This window comes from Corynebacterium epidermidicanis (assembly GCF_001021025.1).
GTDB classification, from domain to species: Bacteria; Actinomycetota; Actinomycetes; order Mycobacteriales; family Mycobacteriaceae; genus Corynebacterium; species Corynebacterium epidermidicanis.
Genome location: NZ_CP011541.1, coordinates 683,421 through 699,229 on the forward strand (window position 1 = coordinate 683,421; position 15,809 = coordinate 699,229).

The 15,809-nt window shown below is 58.6% G+C and carries 12 protein-coding genes and 1 tRNA gene; 9 read left to right on the forward strand and 4 right to left on the reverse strand.

Features of this window, described 5'->3' with window-relative positions; translation table 11 throughout:
* Nucleotides 1–44: 44 nt before the first annotated feature.
* From CEPID_RS03245 to CEPID_RS03255, 3 genes are read left to right on the forward strand one after another with little or no spacing between them, the layout of a single operon-like run.
* Nucleotides 45–1,103, forward strand: a complete 1,059-nt coding sequence (locus CEPID_RS03245) for a potassium channel family protein (RefSeq protein WP_047239741.1) — start codon at nt 45–47, stop codon at nt 1,101–1,103.
* Nucleotides 1,104–1,106: 3 nt separating this feature from the next.
* Nucleotides 1,107–1,844 carry an NAD(+) diphosphatase gene (locus CEPID_RS03250; protein WP_052843342.1) on the forward strand — a complete coding sequence of 246 codons (738 nt, stop codon included), beginning with the start codon at nt 1,107–1,109 and terminating at the stop codon, nt 1,842–1,844.
* Nucleotides 1,837–3,891 carry an ATP-dependent DNA helicase UvrD2 gene (locus CEPID_RS03255; RefSeq protein ID WP_047239742.1) on the forward strand — a complete coding sequence of 685 codons (2,055 nt, stop codon included), beginning with the start codon at nt 1,837–1,839 and terminating at the stop codon, nt 3,889–3,891. The genes CEPID_RS03250 and CEPID_RS03255 overlap by 8 nt, the downstream gene beginning before the upstream one ends.
* On the opposite strand, the gene CEPID_RS13090 is transcribed toward CEPID_RS03255, so the two are convergent.
* Nucleotides 3,808–4,722, reverse strand: a complete 915-nt coding sequence (locus CEPID_RS13090) for a hypothetical protein (RefSeq protein WP_144413432.1) — start codon at nt 4,720–4,722, stop codon at nt 3,808–3,810. The genes CEPID_RS03255 and CEPID_RS13090 overlap by 84 nt on opposite strands.
* A 20-nt stretch (nt 4,723–4,742) precedes the next feature.
* On the opposite strand from CEPID_RS13090, the gene CEPID_RS03265 reads away from it, so the two are divergent.
* Nucleotides 4,743–5,258, forward strand: coding sequence for a M48 metallopeptidase family protein (locus CEPID_RS03265; RefSeq protein WP_047239744.1), 516 nt, complete (start codon nt 4,743–4,745; stop codon nt 5,256–5,258).
* On the opposite strand, the gene CEPID_RS03270 is transcribed toward CEPID_RS03265, so the two are convergent.
* Nucleotides 5,255–6,607, reverse strand: a complete 1,353-nt coding sequence (locus tag CEPID_RS03270) for a zinc-dependent metalloprotease (RefSeq protein ID WP_047239745.1) — start codon at nt 6,605–6,607, stop codon at nt 5,255–5,257. The genes CEPID_RS03265 and CEPID_RS03270 overlap by 4 nt on opposite strands.
* Before the next feature lie 152 nt (nt 6,608–6,759).
* Here CEPID_RS03270 and CEPID_RS03275 point away from each other — a divergent pair, with 152 nt between their 5' ends.
* The gene (locus CEPID_RS03275; RefSeq protein WP_047241315.1) at nt 6,760–7,776 is read left to right on the forward strand and encodes a YlbL family protein; all 1,017 of its coding nucleotides are present in this window, start codon (nt 6,760–6,762) and stop codon (nt 7,774–7,776) included.
* 18 nt (nt 7,777–7,794) lie between these two features.
* Here the strand turns inward: CEPID_RS03275 and CEPID_RS03280 are convergent, their stop codons facing one another.
* Nucleotides 7,795–8,427: a hypothetical protein gene (locus tag CEPID_RS03280; protein ID WP_236684286.1), complete on the reverse strand. Its 633-nt coding sequence runs from the start codon at nt 8,425–8,427 to the stop codon at nt 7,795–7,797.
* Between the two features lie 452 nt (nt 8,428–8,879).
* Nucleotides 8,880–9,368: a PPA1309 family protein gene (locus CEPID_RS03290; protein WP_047239747.1), complete on the reverse strand. Its 489-nt coding sequence runs from the start codon at nt 9,366–9,368 to the stop codon at nt 8,880–8,882.
* A gap of 129 nt (nt 9,369–9,497) precedes the next feature.
* On the opposite strand from CEPID_RS03290, the gene CEPID_RS03295 reads away from it, so the two are divergent.
* The 4 genes from CEPID_RS03295 to CEPID_RS03310 all read left to right on the forward strand — a co-directional run bounded on the left by CEPID_RS03295 (nt 9,498) and on the right by CEPID_RS03310 (nt 15,283).
* A complete protein-coding gene (locus tag CEPID_RS03295) occupies nt 9,498–12,461 on the forward strand; it encodes a UPF0182 family protein (protein WP_144413434.1) in 2,964 nt (987 codons plus the stop codon).
* Between the two features lie 375 nt (nt 12,462–12,836).
* Entirely contained in the window at nt 12,837–13,364 is a 528-nt protein-coding gene (locus CEPID_RS12840) for a DUF3558 family protein (RefSeq protein WP_236684287.1), read from the forward strand.
* Complete coding sequence (locus CEPID_RS03305) at nt 13,345–15,084, forward strand: hypothetical protein (RefSeq protein ID WP_047239750.1); 1,740 nt, start codon at nt 13,345–13,347, stop codon at nt 15,082–15,084. Before CEPID_RS12840 ends, CEPID_RS03305 begins: the two co-directional genes overlap by 20 nt.
* 125 nt (nt 15,085–15,209) lie before the next feature.
* Nucleotides 15,210–15,283 (forward strand) — tRNA-Met (locus CEPID_RS03310).
* Nucleotides 15,284–15,809 lie beyond the last annotated feature (526 nt).

Below are 15,809 nucleotides of genomic sequence, written 5' to 3' on the forward strand. Positions count from 1 at the left end.
GCCACACAATCAGTGGTCGCGACCTTGAGGAGAATGAACAGCGAATGCGAAATCGGATCGGAGACCGCCTCCGTGGCGATACCGAACTCAATGACTTGCCGGCACATGCCCTGCTCAATATCATCAACGTGCCAGGTAAGGCATTTGCATCGCCATGGCAGCTGATTCTCCGTCGTTTCTTGTACGCGATGATCCTGCTGGCCATCGTGTCCGTGCTGGCGTACGTCGATAAGGACGGATACACCGAGCATCTGACCTTTATCGACGCCGTCTACTACGCCGCGGTGTCGATGTCGACAACCGGTTACGGCGATATCACCCCGGTCACGCAGCAAGCCCGGCTAATTAATATCATTATCATCACACCGCTGCGAATCGCCTTCCTGATCCTTCTGGTCGGCACCACTTTGTCCGTTCTCACCGAAGAATCCCGCCGAACCCTTCAAATCCAACGATGGAGGAAGTCCTTGCGTAACCACACTGTTGTCATCGGATATGGCACCAAGGGACGCTCCGCCGTCGCGGCGCTGCTTGCCGACGGCACCCCGGCCAGCCAAATCGTCGTCGTAGACTCGGACCCACGCGCCCTGGAGATGGCCTCCAACCAAGGGTTGGCGACAGTCCACGGCACCGCCACCAAGTCCGATGTCCTCAAGCTCGCAGGTGTGACTCGCGCCCGTGCCGTGGTCGTCGCCCCCAACCTCGATGACACTGCCGTTCTGGTGACGCTTTCCGTGCGCGAAATTGCGCCGAGCGCGATGATCGTGGCGAGTGTGCGCGAGTCGGAAAATATGCACTTGCTGCGCCAATCCGGGGCCGACTCAGTGGTGATCTCCTCGGAGACCGCAGGGCGACTGCTTGGGCTTGCCACCGTCACCCCATCGGTGGTGGAAATGATGGAAGATCTGCTGTCCCCGGACGAAGGCTTCTCCATTGCGGAGCGCATCGTTGGAGAAGACGAAGTCGGAGCCAACCCCCGCCACCTCGCCGACATTGTCCTCGGAGTGGTGCGGTCTGGAGAGCTCTACCGCATCGATGCCCCAGAGGCAGAAATCGTCGAGCCCGGAGACCGGTTGCTGTATGTCCGACGGGTATTCGGCTAACCCGTGCAAGTACTAGTTATTACTCCGGATAACCGCACGCTGGTGACCGACAAGGGCGCCCCGCTGTGGTTTGATGGGGCGGCTATCGACGTCGCGAAGCAGGAATGCCCCGACGGGCTTGAAGGCGCAGTGCGTCGTGACGTTACAACAGCACAGCAGCTAGCCACGCGGTTTGGCGCGCAACTTAAATCTATCCGTGCGTTGAGCGATGACCCACGTGTTGCCCGGGCCGCCCACCTGCTTCGGTTTCGGGAATCTCACCGCTTTCACCCCCACAGCGGTAAGCTACTCACCCACCAGGCTGACCAAGCACGAGATCCTCATGGTGTTGCAGTTTTCCCACGCATCGACCCCTGCGTCATCGGGATAGTGGAGCTGGAAGGCCACGATCGCATTTTGCTCGGTCGAAATGCCCAGAGGCCACAGTTCTTTTCCCTGGTCGCGGGATACGTGTGCCCCGGCGAAACCCTCGAGCAGTGCTTTGCCCGGGAGGTGTTGGAAGAAACCGGTCGCAGCGTCCACCAAATGACATACCAGGGTTCGCAGCCGTGGCCGATGTCCGGATCGTTGATGATGGCGTTTCACGCTTTCACCACCGATGTGCATCCTCGACAAACACCCGACGGGGAGCTCATTGAAATTCGCTGGGCCAGCCGAGAACAGTTGGCAACACTGCCGCTGGCCGCGCCGGGATCGATAGCCCGAAAACTCATCGATGACTGGAGCCATACTTGTGATTAACCTCGATGAACTTGACGATGACCAACGAATCGCAGCCACCGCACCCCGCGGACCGGTGTGTATTTTGGCCGGTGCTGGGACCGGTAAGACCCGAACGATCACTTACCGGATTGCGCACCTGATTGACCAAGGAATGGTCAGCCAAAACCGCGTCCTCGCTGTGACTTTCACCAATCGGGCTGCTAGCGAAATGCGACATCGTCTGCAGCTGATGGGGATCGGGGGAGTGCAAGCCCGGACGTTTCACGCTGCTGCGATGCGCCAACTCAGGTACTTTTGGCCCCAGGTCGCAGGAGATTTGAAGTGGAAACTGCACCAAAACAAGTTTCCGCTAGTGGGAGCCGCGGCGCGAAGCGTTGGGCTAGATACCAACAAGGACACCGTACGTGACTTGCTTAGCGAGATCGAATGGGCGAAGGCCTCGCTCGTCTCTGCTGAGCAGTACGCGGAGGCCGTCGATAAGGCGCGCCGGACGCCCCCTGCGGATGCGGCGAAAGTGGCCGAGGTGTATCGGCGCTACGAGCAGTCGAAAATTACTGATGCCGGGTTGCTGCTGGATTTCGACGATTTGCTGCTGCACACCGCCGGGGCGCTTGAGAATTCGCCAGCGGTCGCGGAGGAATTTCGCGAACAGTACCGCAGCTTCGTCGTCGATGAATACCAGGACGTCACTCCGCTGCAGCAGCGGGTCCTTAATGCTTGGTTGGGTGATCGCGATGACCTCACGGTCGTTGGGGACGCCAACCAGACCATTTATTCCTTCACGGGTGCCACCCCAGATTATTTGTTGAACTTTTCGCGAACCTATCCGCACGCTACCGTCGCCCGGCTGCAACGCGACTACCGCTCGACTCCGCAGATCACCACGCTCGCCAACCACATCATCGGCGAGGCGAAAGGACGCGTGGCCGGTACCCGTCTTGAGTTGATCGGCATGCGACCCAAAGGCCCGGAACCCACCTTTAGCTGCTACGACGACGAAGTGACCGAAGCACGCGAGGTAGCTCGGAAAATCGCCAAGCTTATCGACGACGGCGTCGCGCCCGCAGAGATCGCCGTGCTCTATCGCATCAACGCCCAGTCGGCGGTGTTCGAACAGGAACTTGCCGACGCCGGGATCGTCTACCAAGTGCGAGGCGGCGAAGGATTCTTCCAACGGCCCGAGATCACCCAGGCCATCAGCCAACTCGTGCGCACCGCGCAACGCGATGACCTCCCTGAACAAGCAGTTGGCCCGCAACTTCACCGCTTGGTGCGGGCTGCGCTGGCACCGCTTGGGCTTACTCCCACAGAGCCGGAAGGCGCTCAGGCCCGGGAACGGTGGCAGTCGCTGAACGCGCTCGTCGAACTCATCGAGGAGCTCGGGAATGCGACCCCGGACCTTGACCTGATCGGCGCCCTGCACGAGCTCAAGAACCGTGCCGATGCTAAGAACCCGCCCAACATGCAAGGGGTAACCTTAGCTTCCCTGCACGCGGCCAAGGGTCTCGAATGGGATGCGGTGTTTTTGGTCGGTTTGGTGGAAAACACCCTGCCGATTTCTTATGCCATCAAGGCCGGGGACGCGCAGATCGAAGAGGAACGTCGCTTGTTTTACGTCGGTATCACCCGTGCGCGCGAGCACCTGCACTGCTCCTGGGCGTTGGCCAGGCAGGAAGGGGGCAGGAAGTCTCGCAAACGTACCCGTTTCCTGGATGGGGCAGTGGCGGACACACCAGATGTACCAGCGCGGAAAGTCCGCCCCAAACGGTGCTCGGTGTGTGGTGCGACGCTTTCCACTCCGCAAGCGAAAGTGCTTGGCCGCTGTGAAAGCTGCCCGTCGGATGTTGACGATTCCCTGTGGTCCGCCTTGCGCCAGTGGCGAGCAAGTGTCGCTAAGGAATGGAAAGTCCCCGCATTCGTCGTCTTTTCTGATGCCACTTTGTTGGCGGTCGCCGAGGCACAACCGACAAACGAGGAGGAGCTACTCGACATCTCCGGCGTGGGCCCAGTCAAGATCGAAAGATATGGAGCTTCGCTGCTGGAGGTTCTGCGCGCTGAAGCATAACGGGCAGCGCGGATGAGAAGGCAGCACGGAGTGCTCCGCGACCCCAAACGGGTCTTGCCGCCACAGCCATCCCGGAATAACCTCCAGCCCGGAAGTCTGTGGCGCAGGCTCCGCCAGACCCAATAGTGACAGCACTACCGCGGTGGCTTGGACGCTACATAACGCTACCGACAACGGATCCACAGCGGAGGAAGCCGGCAGCTGGGCGGCCACCTGGCTGAAATCCGGGTCATGGCGCACCCGGTACAGGTCAACACACATCGGACATGCGCCGAACCCTTGAACGACAACCGGCCCCACCACCGCGGTGCCATCGACGACGGAGATAGGCACATAGTCTGCAAAACCACGCCGATGTACAAGGGGCGCAATCATACGGCCAGCGGCATAGCGATCCGATACCACCAGCGGAATCCGCGGGTCGGTATGCCGGAGGAAACTCTTATCGGTTTCGCCCCGCAATGGTCGACGCACCGCGCAGCCCGACTTCAGCAACAGATCTTCGGTAGCAGCTGCCAGGGCATTGCGGCCAACAATGGCCACCTCAGGTGCGACGGCGGGCTGGTGCACCAGGATTCGGTAATCTATGAGCTCCTCGATGAGGAGGTTCGCGGCGTCGTCGACAAGCCCTGCTTTGTTGAGCACCCGGGTGATGTCGGCACGCGGGCGTGCGGTGCGCAGTGAAGAAAACGCACTGGCCAGGGCGCCGATCGTTGGCGGTGGCAGCTGGGCGATGACGCCGCACGTGCGTCCGTCGATACCGAATTGCAGCGCAGGTCCCGGGCGCACCACAATGCGAGCCGCCCGTGAAAGACGAAGTAATCCCCCCATGTGGCATAGAATAGCCCGTCGTGACGCATGAGGTAGAGGTTGTAAGGTCCGCTCGACGCAAGAAGACCGTAAATGCACAGCTTGTCGACGGAAAAATCCGTGTCCTCATCCCCGCCCGGCTCAGCAAGAAAGAGGAGGAGAGGATTGTTGCCGAGCTGGTCGCCAAGATGGAGGCGAAGCTGAGTGTCAGTGCGAAAAGTGATGAGCAATTAGCTGCGCGCGCCGAGCAGCTCAATAAGAGAGTGTTGGATTCTCGAGCCACCATTGGAAGTATCCGGTGGGTTACCAATCAGCGGCGGCGCTGGGGGTCCTGTTCGCCGTTAACCAACGACATCCGGATTTCTCATCTGTTGCAGCAAGTTCCTGATTATGTGCTTGATGCCGTTATCGTGCATGAACTCACCCACACGTTCATCCACTCCGGGCACTCCGCTGAATTTTGGCAGTGGGCTGACCGGGTGCCGCAGGCCGAGCGGGCAAAAGGATATTTGGAAGCCTACTCCCGCTTTGTGGGCGGGAGTTTCGACGAAGCCTAGTACTCAGTGCCGTCCTGGTCACCAGGATCTTTGCCGTCGTCTTCCCGGCGCTGTGGTGGGTTCTTCTTGAGTTCCTCCTCCAGCGCGTTAATCTCCGCGATCGGGTCGAAGTCGGCGGAATCGGCATCATCAAGCAAGGTGTCGATGAATCCAGCGGAATTGCCCAAATCCTCCGCAGAAGGGAGGAAATCTGGGTGATCCCACACGGCATCTCGACGCTCTACCCCGACGGCGTTTTCCACTCGACGCCATAGTTCCTGCGCCTCGGCAACCTTCGGCGCCGCGAATTCAATGCCCACGACCTTGGCAAATGCCTTTTCTGCGGAACCGCCCGTTGCCCGGCGACGTCGCCATGCTTCATTCATTTGGGCGGTCGACGGGATGCGCTCTCCCATTGCTTGGGTTACCACCAATTCCACCCAGCCTTCGACAAGGGCGAGTAGCGTCTCCAAGCGAGCGACGGCACCGGCGTTGCGCGAGGTGATGCGAGGGGATAGGTCCATGCCTTGAAGTCGTTGCATCGCTTCCTGAATCTGGGCCGGGTCGCCCGACTCGAGGCCGAGCTCGCGGGTGGCCTCCTCGATATGGGAAGTATCGATCACCAGCCCGGCCGCGTATTCCTCCACGGAAGAAACCAGGCGCTCCACCAGCCATGGAACATGCTTGAATAGGCGCTGACGAGCTACTTCTCGTGCACAGACATATACCAGCGCTTCTTGCTCGGCCACGCTTAAATCCTTAGACATGGCGCGCAAATGCTGTGGTAGGACAGCCGTGATACCCGAGGGAGCGATGGGGAGGCCAAAATCCGAACCGGTAAGAGTTTGCTTGGCGAGGTCTCCTAGGGCATGTCCGAGCTGCATGCCGAAATTCATCCCAGACATGGAATTCATGATCTGAAGCATCGGGCCAACCATCTCGCGGGCTTCCTCTGGGAGCTGCTCTAGCTGCGCTTCATTCATGCGCTCAGCAACCGGGGTAACGAAGCGCTTCCATGTCGGCAGGGTTGCGCTAAGCCACTGTTCTGCGCTCCAAGCTTCTACCTTGCCACTGGCGGTGGGTAACACGGTGGCGTCGTCAAGCCACATGTCTGCTAAGCGAGTTGCTTCCTGCACCGCTGTTTGATCGGAGTCCGTCACTTTGGTGTCAGACCCGATCTGCTGGCGGGCGATACGCTCGGCTAATTCATAGTTGACGGGCCCGCTATTTTGCTGGGCGCCGCCACCGAACATAGCGCTGAGCTGGTTAAAGATCTCGCCAAAACCGCCGGGGCCATTATTGTCACCGCCACCGGGGTTGCTGCCGAAGCCGAAGTTGCCGCCGAAGAAGAAGTTGTTGTTGTTGTTCATGTCTCCAAACTACCGCAGCACCACGGCAAAACTTCCCGAGCGCCCTACGCTGTTAGCGAACACAAAGGGAGCAGGTAAGGTATCAAAGCGTGAAACTTCGCTCGCAAGCCCGTTCCCGGACCATTCTGTGGGGAGCTATCCCCGTCTTGGCAATGACGTACCTGGCGACAGCCCCGACGGTTCCCTTCACGTCCATTCCCCTCACGGTTCCGTACGCTGCGGAAAGCCCAGGCCCTACCTTTAATACCCTGGCGGAATTCGAGGGAAAACCAATCGTTGCAGTAACGGGGACCGAAACGGACCCTACCAGTGGCAACCTCAACATGACCACGGTCTCGGTGTATTCGCAGCTGACATTCGCGCAGGCATTGAGCCGGTGGCTCGTGCATGATGACACCCTGGTGCCCATCGAGCAGATCTTCCCACCGAACTTGAGTCAGACCGAAGTTGATCATCAAAACAAGGTGCAGTTTTCGCAATCAGAATCAGCTGCCACCTTGGCTGCTCTGGAGTATTTGGAGCGTCCGACCGCGGTCGAGGTTGTGGACATTGTGCCCGATTCCGCCGCCCAGTCAATTCTCATGCCTGGCGACCGCATCGTTGCCTTCGCAGGCCAACCCATTACCGAACCGAGCCAGGTACGCGAGAAAGTTCTGGCAGGGCAACCTGGAGACACCGTGGAGCTTTCCGTCGTGGGTGCGCAGGCCACACCGGAGACGCAGCCAGAGACGAAGACACTCACCTTGGGGAAGAACCCGGACACCGGCAATGCGTTCTTGGGAATCACCATGGGGGCGGTGGCTGCGGATGGCACGAAGGTTGAGTACAACCTCAAAGACATTGGTGGGCCTAGTGCCGGCATGATGTTTAGCCTTGCGGTCGTCGACAAGCTCAGCCCTGGTGAGCTGACCGGTGGGAAGTTCGTGGCAGGAACCGGAACGATCGAGGAAAACGGCACCGTGGGCCCCATCGGTGGCATCAAGCATAAGGTGCAAGCGGCTGCCGACGCCGGCGCGGAAGTATTCTTAGCGCCCAGCGCAAACTGCGCGGAGGCGATGAGCAAGACGCATGAGGGATTGACGGTATTGAAGGTCGACACGTTAGCGCAGGCGATTGACCAGCTCAATGCCTACAATTCGGGCGGTGAGGTCGTGCGCTGCGAGAAGTAGCCGTCTGCGGAGATGGTACTAGCTGGAGCTGGATGGCGTGGTGGCCGTTGGGGTAGCTTCGGGAGTTTCGGAAGGCGCGGTAGTGCTGCGCTTTTCGGTAGCTAACCCGAGTTCTTCGATCCGCTTGCGTGGATCTTGTTTGTCCGAGGATACCATCTGTTGCATGGTCAAGCCCCTCTTATTATCGACCACTGTGATGACCGCGGTGGTCCCCAAAGTCGACCAACCGACGATGCGATCACCAGAATCCTCTACCACGCGGGAACTGCGAAGCTCGGTGAGCAGCTGGGTAGTGGAAGCCGCTTTGGCATCACCGCTAAAGAACTGAAATTGCCCCACCTCGGGGCCGGTGCACGCGTAGGAATCGGGGATCCCGTTGGAATCACAGCTGGTAAACAGCTCAAAGAACTCTGACGGAGCCAAGGACCCGAAGTTCTCCCGCACCTTCGCCAGCTCCCGCGAACCTGGGTCCAGCGAAAACGTGGAGAAAGTCTCCACGGTTCGAGCCGTGGTGGCCGTCGCGCTGCCAGGGCTTGTCGACGTCTCTGTGGCAGTTGCGACCGTGTTGTCCGGGTTGGGTTCGTCTTTTTTTGCCCCTCCGCACGCGACCAAAAGTACTGCCGCGAGCGGTACAGCCAGGGCAGTTGTCAATGTTTTGCAGCGCGATAGCACGAGTTCCACCTTAACCTATCGATGGATGTCCAGGGGACTTGGCTAATCGGTTTTATCAAGATTGAGCTTGGGTGGGGTGGGCTTGGGTTGTTTGGGCAGTTTGGGCTTGGGTTGTTTGGGCTGTTTGGGCTTGGGTTGTTTGGGCTTGGGTTGTTTGGGCTGTTTGGGCTGCAAACTTCCTATGTCGTCCCTTCGCGGTAGTCGGACTACACAGACGCCCTAATTTCGGGGATTTTTCGATGCTTTAGGTAGTCGGACTACCGCGAAGGGACGACATAGCGCTTCTGAAGCCCCGGCTAGACACCCGACCCAAGCCACGAGCCCGCCACCAGCTACGGGCGTCTAACCGAGTTCCGGGCTGTGAGTATTCGACTCAGCTACAAAAGCCCACCCCACCGTGAACCGTGAAATGCACCACCAGGATTGCCGGGCTATTCCTCATCCATTTCTTGGGCATCTAAAGTAAACCGCAGTGCTTCGATCACTTCGGGTGCGATGTTGGTGCCCCCGCGGAGCTCGACCTTGTCGTCTGCGAAGGGAGCTGCGAGTTCTTCTTCGGTGGGGCGTAGTTGTAGCAAGGTGAGCTGAGAATTGTCGCGAAGCACACCGGAGTAGAGGCGGGCTGGGCGGGCATCAGTTTCGCCCTGCTCGCGGAACATGATTTCTTGGGCCAGAATTACGCCTTCGACTTCTGCGGGCCACGCCAACTGGGGGAGTAGATCCTCCACGGCACCTTGTAGTTCGTCTTGGACAACTAGGGCAAGCGGGCCTTCCTCCTCCGGTAGTCCCAGAAGCTCAACCGGAACTAGCGCGAACAGGGTGGGGTTGGCATCCCAGCCTTCAGCATGGATGAAATCCACCGCTTCCAGCATTGCTTTGTTCAATGATGGGTTGGAGCTGGCCTGTTCTGGGGTTGTCATGGGGGTGAATTTTCCTTGTTGCTACGAATTGAGGTGGAACTTTTGTGGCTAGCGGTGAGTTTGCCTAGAGAGGAAAACCCGTAAAGTGTAGGGGACTGCCAAAGCTAGATAGTGAAAAGGAGTTGGGAATTGGCCACGAGCCTTGGATCCCGATCAAAACGACCACCGCGGACACTGTCGATTGTCTTGACGATACTCACCTTGTTCATAGTACTGGCACCAGTAGCGGTGAGATATTTCACGGACTGGATGTGGTTCGGTGAGGTCGACTTCCGTGGTGTGTTCACCCAGGTCCTTTTCACCCGGATCGCCCTGTTCGCTATTTTCGGCGCAGTTGCGGCATTCATCGTTTGGTTGGCCGGGTTCATGGCGTTTCGCTATCGGCCTGACACCTTGGATGTCTTGGAACTGGATAGCCCGGTACACGGCTACCGGCGTCTGATTGAGCAAAGCCTGCGCAAACTTCTCCTAGGAATCCCGCTCTTCGTGGGCGTTATCGCAGGTATTGCTGGCCAAAGCGCCTGGCGAACGGTGTCGCTGTTCCTAAATCGGGAGAGCTTCGGCAAGCAGGATCCGCAGTTCGGCATGGACTACGGTTTCTATGCCTTCTCACTCCCGATGTTTCACCTCGTGGTGGATTCGCTGTCGGTGTTGCTGGCGCTGGCTTTCTTCGTTGCTGTGATTGGCCATTACTTGCTTGGCAGCATTCGTGCTGGTAGCCCAACGCGAAAGGGCTTTGTTTCGAGCGCGGCTCGGGTGCAGCTCGCGATCACGGCGGGTCTGTGGATGTTGGTTAAGGTCGCAGATTACTGGTTGGAGCGTTATGACCTCCTGGGCGTCCAGCACACCACCTTCACTGGTGGCTCCTACACAGATTTGCATGCTTACCTTCCAGCGAAAATCGTGCTTATGGTTATTGCGGCGTTGGTAGCAGTGGCTTTCTTCTCGACGATCGTGTTGCACGACATGCGCATCCCCGCGCTGGCCACGGTGCTCATGCTGTTGTCCGCGGGCGTTATCGGCGTGGCTTGGCCTCTCATGATGGAACAGTTCTCGGTAGCGCCGAACCGCGCGCAAAAGGAAGCGGAATCCATCCGTCGAAACATCGAGGCCACCCGATTTGCCTACGGCCTTACCGACGACAAGGTGACCTACCAGCGCGACTGGGGCTCAAAGTCCGCAGACAAGAAGTCTGCGGAAGCAGTGGCGGCGGATGAAGCGACCGTTTCTAACATCCGATTGCTGGATCCGGAGGTCCTCTCCGATACGTTCACGCAGCAACAGCAGCTGAAGAACTTCTATGGTTTCCCAGAGACTCTGTCCATTGACCGCTATGAAACCGACGGCCAGCTGCGGGACTATGTGGTGGCAGCTCGCGAGATGGATCCGAACGCGTTGTCCGGCAACCAGAACGACTGGATCAATAAGCACACGGTATACACGCACGGCAATGGCTTCATTGCGGCTCCCGCTAATCAGGTCGATGAAGTTGCCCGGGATGTTGGCTCCACCCGCGGTGGCTATCCGATGTACTCGGTTGCAGACCTGCAAGCTCAGGAGCGCAATGCAAAGAATCCGATGGGGTTGGAAGTTGTCCAGCCGCGGTTGTACTACGGCCCGGTAATTTCGGATACGCCACGAAATGTGGACTACGCGATCGTCGGCACGCAAGGCACCCCGGTGGAATACGACGCTGACGGGGTGAACTTCACCTACGACGGCAAGGGCGGCGTGGACATTTCGAACATGTTTAACCGCACGATGTTTGCTGCTCGCTACCAGGAGCTGAACCTGTTGCTGTCGGACCGAATCGGTGAGGGGTCAAAGATCATCTACGAGCGTGACCCTCGCGGTCGCGTGCAGAAGGTCGCACCGTGGCTGACCACTGACTCCGCCACGTACCCTGCAATTATCGACGGCCGGGTGAAGTGGATTGTCGATGGTTACACCACTTTGAATAATCTGCCTTACTCGCAGCGCACTTCGCTGACCGAAGCTACGGAAGATGCCCTCAACCCGGACGGCACGAATCAGGCGTTGATTAACGAGCGGACCAGCTACATTCGTAACTCGGTAAAAGCCACCGTGGATGCTTACGACGGCACGGTGGAGCTGTACGAATTCGATACGGAAGACCCCGTGCTGAAGGCGTGGAAGGGCGTGTTCCCGAACACGGTGAAGCCGAAGTCGTCGATTTCTGACGAGCTGAATAAGCACCTGCGCTACCCGGAAGACATGTTCAAGGTGCAGCGTGAGCTGATCGCGAAGTACCACGTTGACGACCCAGGCGTGTTCTTCACCAACGACGCGTTCTGGTCGGTGCCGAGTGATCCGACTGCGGTTGAGCAAAACCGTAAGGATAAGGCACAGCCTCCATACCACGTCGTGGCGGCAGATCCGGAGACCGGAAAACCATCCTTCCAGCTCATCACCCCGTTCCGTGGCTTGAACCGTGACTTCCTGGCGGCGCACATGACGGCGTCTTCGGACCCCGAAAACTACGGCAAGATCACTGTGCGCGTGTTGCCAACGAACACTCAGACCCAGGGGCCGAAGCAGGCGCAGGACACGATGATGTCCTCTGACCAGATCGCTCGGGACCGTGCGCTGTGGGAGCAGACCAACAAGCTTTCCAACGGTAATCTGCTGACGCTGCCGGTCGGCGACGGGGAGATCCTCTACGTCGAACCGATTTACACTCAGCGCAAGGATCAAAAGTCCGCGTTCCCGAAGCTGCTGCGTGTCTTGGTTTCCTATGACGGCAAAGTCGGCTACGCCCCGACGATCGCCGAAGCGCTGTCGCAGGTTGGCATTGACCCGCGAGCCGCCAACGACTTGAAGGACGCCAAGGATGTGCCGAAGGCTCCTGAGGCGACTGGAGACACGGCGTCGCCAAGCCAAGAGAACAAGGCCGGTGACGTGCCGGTTTCCGCGCCCGCAAATGCGACGGAGGCCCTGGCGAAGGTGAACGAGGCGATGGACAAGCTCAACAAGGCTAAGAGTTCTTCCCATGAGGAGTACGGCAAGGCTCTCGACGAGCTCGACCGCGCTATGGCGGAATTCCGCCGGGCGCAGGAAGCACCGCAGCCGTAAGCCGAGGCCCGCACTGGGCGGTCGATTTCGACTGACTATTCCGCTAACCCCCGACACTCCTGAAACCGCAGGTGGTGTCGGGGGTTAGCTTTTGGCTATGCTGCGCAGTCGCCCGCCATACCCCCATAAAGGGGGAATTTGTGGGCAGGATGGATCGGTTCGGGGCGTCGGGAAGTCTAATGCAAGTGAGGGGGTATGCACTTAGAATGAAGCCCGACGTATCTAGGTGAGCTATTTCCATGAGGGGGGAATGTGCGTCGTCGGTATTCATTGAGAGTTCAGAACGCCTCAGGTGCCATTGCGGTCACAAGTTGTTTGCTTGCTTTAACTGGCTGTAGCGCAGGGGACCCGCCCGCACCGCCGTCACCTACATCGGTGGCTGTGGACGCTGCGGAAAGCCCAGGCTTACCGACGGTTGACTTATCGACGCCCGCCTCCTTCGACCCGAAAGCCCCCGGCTTTCGTATCGTCGACCCTTGCTCGGAAATCCCGGACGAGGTGCTGCGGGAGGTTGGGTTGGGGGAGAGGTCGCGGATAACTCATGAACCAGGAGCACAATTTAGGTTTTGTGGGTTTTCAGTGGAATCGGGGGAAAGATTTCCCAATCGCGTGCGTCTAGCGGTGAATACGGGTACGCAGGCAAAGGCAGAGTCAGTTGGTGAGGCAGTGAATCTGCCACTACGCACCTCGATTCCGAATGTGTATCAGTATCGTCTCGCGGTGGGTGATAAATTCACCTGTGCTTCGGTTGCCCAGACCTCAGGTGGACAATTTGATGTCGACTTCGAAGACCGGAATAAGAAGATGACAGAGCAAGAAGTTTGTGATCGTTCCTTGGCACTTTTGGAAAAGCTGTATCCGATTGTGGAAGGAATTGCTCGGAATGGATCGTCTAGAAATTAACCAAAAGGTTCTTCGTAACCAAGTTTCTGAAATTGAAGACCTTTCGTCTCAAGCGAACGAGTTTCATAGGTTAGGTGGTCAAGGCACCATCTCCGCCTCGTACTCGGAAGTGTCCGGTTTGGACCAGATGGGGCAGTTTCATGGTGCCGTTGTCGATGGTGGGGTGGGGTCTGCCGTCGCTACGCTGCAGAAGTATGCACAGCAAGTGTCGTGGTTGCGGGATGGATTGTTGGCGACAGAGCGGGCGCTGGTTGACCAGGAGGGGCTGGTTGATCGGGCGGTACAGATTGCTGACGCTGGTGGTTCGGTGGGCGGGTGGGAGTCGCTCTTCCCAGAGCGCCCGGATGTTGTTTTCGAGGATTTCGAGTTCCCCACGCCCGTGGTAAGCGTCCCGTCGAGTTTGGCTGAGTTGAGCGCTGCGTTTTCTGGAACGGATTCTTCAGCTGTTTCGGCGACGGCTGATGTTTGGCGAGGACTTTCGCAGAATGCGTCACGTCTAGCTGAGGGGATTCGTCTGACTGCTTGGGATATGGACGAGATCAATAAGGCGCGGGCGATAGAGCAGGCCGTCGACCGAGCGCTGGAGATTGCCGACGCTGCAGACCGCTTTTCAGTAAATGCGCAGGTGATGGCAACTTCTGTCGAGTCGATGGGGGCGGTAGCGCAGGCCGGCGCGTTTCATGTCGCCCTCGCGGAGCTAGCGATTGCCTTCATTGAAGACCCGGTGGAGCGAGCCGCAGCCGAACAAGAATTCCTATCGAGCTTCATGGGATCAACTTTTCCAGCCGCCGTCGAATCCGTGGTGCCGTCGCTGCGCAACCTCATGGACATGGACGCCGGCGGGCGTACCGGCGGCGCGCTGCACCTGTCGATGAATGACATCGCCGGTGGTGGCGGCCTGCCCGGGGTCGAAATGATTCAAGCCGGCTCCCGACAGCTGCAGAGCCTTATCGACGACCCCCGAGGGCTGACCGCTAGCTCTTTCGGACACATCAATCAACAAGCCACGGAACTCGCCGCGGTGGGGTCGCCAAGCATAGACCCACGTCATATCTCCACCACTGCGGCTGGTGGCGCGGGCCTGCTCGGGAACAACATTGGTTTTGAGAGTCCACGCATTGGTGCCTTCGGGCCAACTTCTGGTGCGCAGAGCGCCGCTGTCCCGTTCAGTGGGAGCACGCCTGGCAATGTGGCAGCCTCAATGGTTACAGCGCCTGGGTTCGCCGGCGCTGGAGGTACGCAACCCGGTCGGGTTCGTCCAAGTTCCGCGCTGCGTGGGTCCGGGACTGCCCCGCACGTTGGTACGGTTAGCGCGACTGCTCCAAACTCAGGCCTTCCGATTTACCAGCGGCCACAACACGGACAACTCGGAGTAAATCCCGAAACTTTCCGACGCCCTATCGACCCAAACATTGCTACGAACGCGAGATCGGCCGGCCCGACAGGTGTAGGAGCTCGGGCAGTACCCCCTAGTTCATTCGGCGTGGCAAACCCGATGAACTCACCGGTGACGACTGCTGGCGGGGGATCTTCAACTGGCACTGGACGGGGAGCGGTGCCTTTCGGCGGGATGCCATTGGCGGCGAATTCGCAGGATTCCAAAAAGTCCAAGGTTAAGACAGTGACAAGCCCGATCGAGGAGGAAGGGAACATGAAAGCCCTGCTGGGCGATCTCCCTGCCGTGCTGCCAGGAGCCATCGGAGCGTGGGCTCGCGGATAAATTCCATGCGAGAAACCCTTTTGACCTGCAGATTGGCGTGGCGGGCGGGTGATGTGTATAGTTGTTCCATGTCGCTGCGATTGCTTGTTTAACAAGTGGTTGCAGCGAGGTGAATTATCACCCGTCGCGGGGTGGAGCAGCTCGGTAGCTCGCTGGGCTCATAACCCAGAGGTCGTAGGTTCGAATCCTGCCCCCGCTACTAATAAGAACCCCTTGCTGGAAGTTTCCGGTAAGGGGTTTTCTGTATCGCTGGCTGTTGGCGGGTTAAGTAAAGAAAAGTGTGTCTCGTCGGGGTGTCGTCGGCGGTGCGGGTGTGCTGCAAAAGTGCTATGTCGTCGCTTCGGCGTAGTCCGACTACGTAGAACAGCGTTTTTTCATGAAATAAATCCCACAGCGGTAGTCCGACTACACCGAAGGAACGACATCGAGCGGGCTACGGCCCCCCAGACAACAGTAAACACTGGCTTCAGGCCCACTACGCTGCGGAAAACACGCAGCAGAGACACACTTTTCTTTACTTAACCCCAATCGGATGTCCGGATCCTTCAAAGGGCTAGCCAGCGCCGAACCGCGCTCCGTCGAAACACCCCAAAAAACTATCCCCACCCAATTCCGCAATAAGCATGTGTTGTAAATGAAAACTGGCTATTGCTCTGATTGTCCGAAAGCTGTTAAGGTTAGCCTTACCAAGATTTTCTAAGGTGAAGCTTGCCTAGTTTGATGCC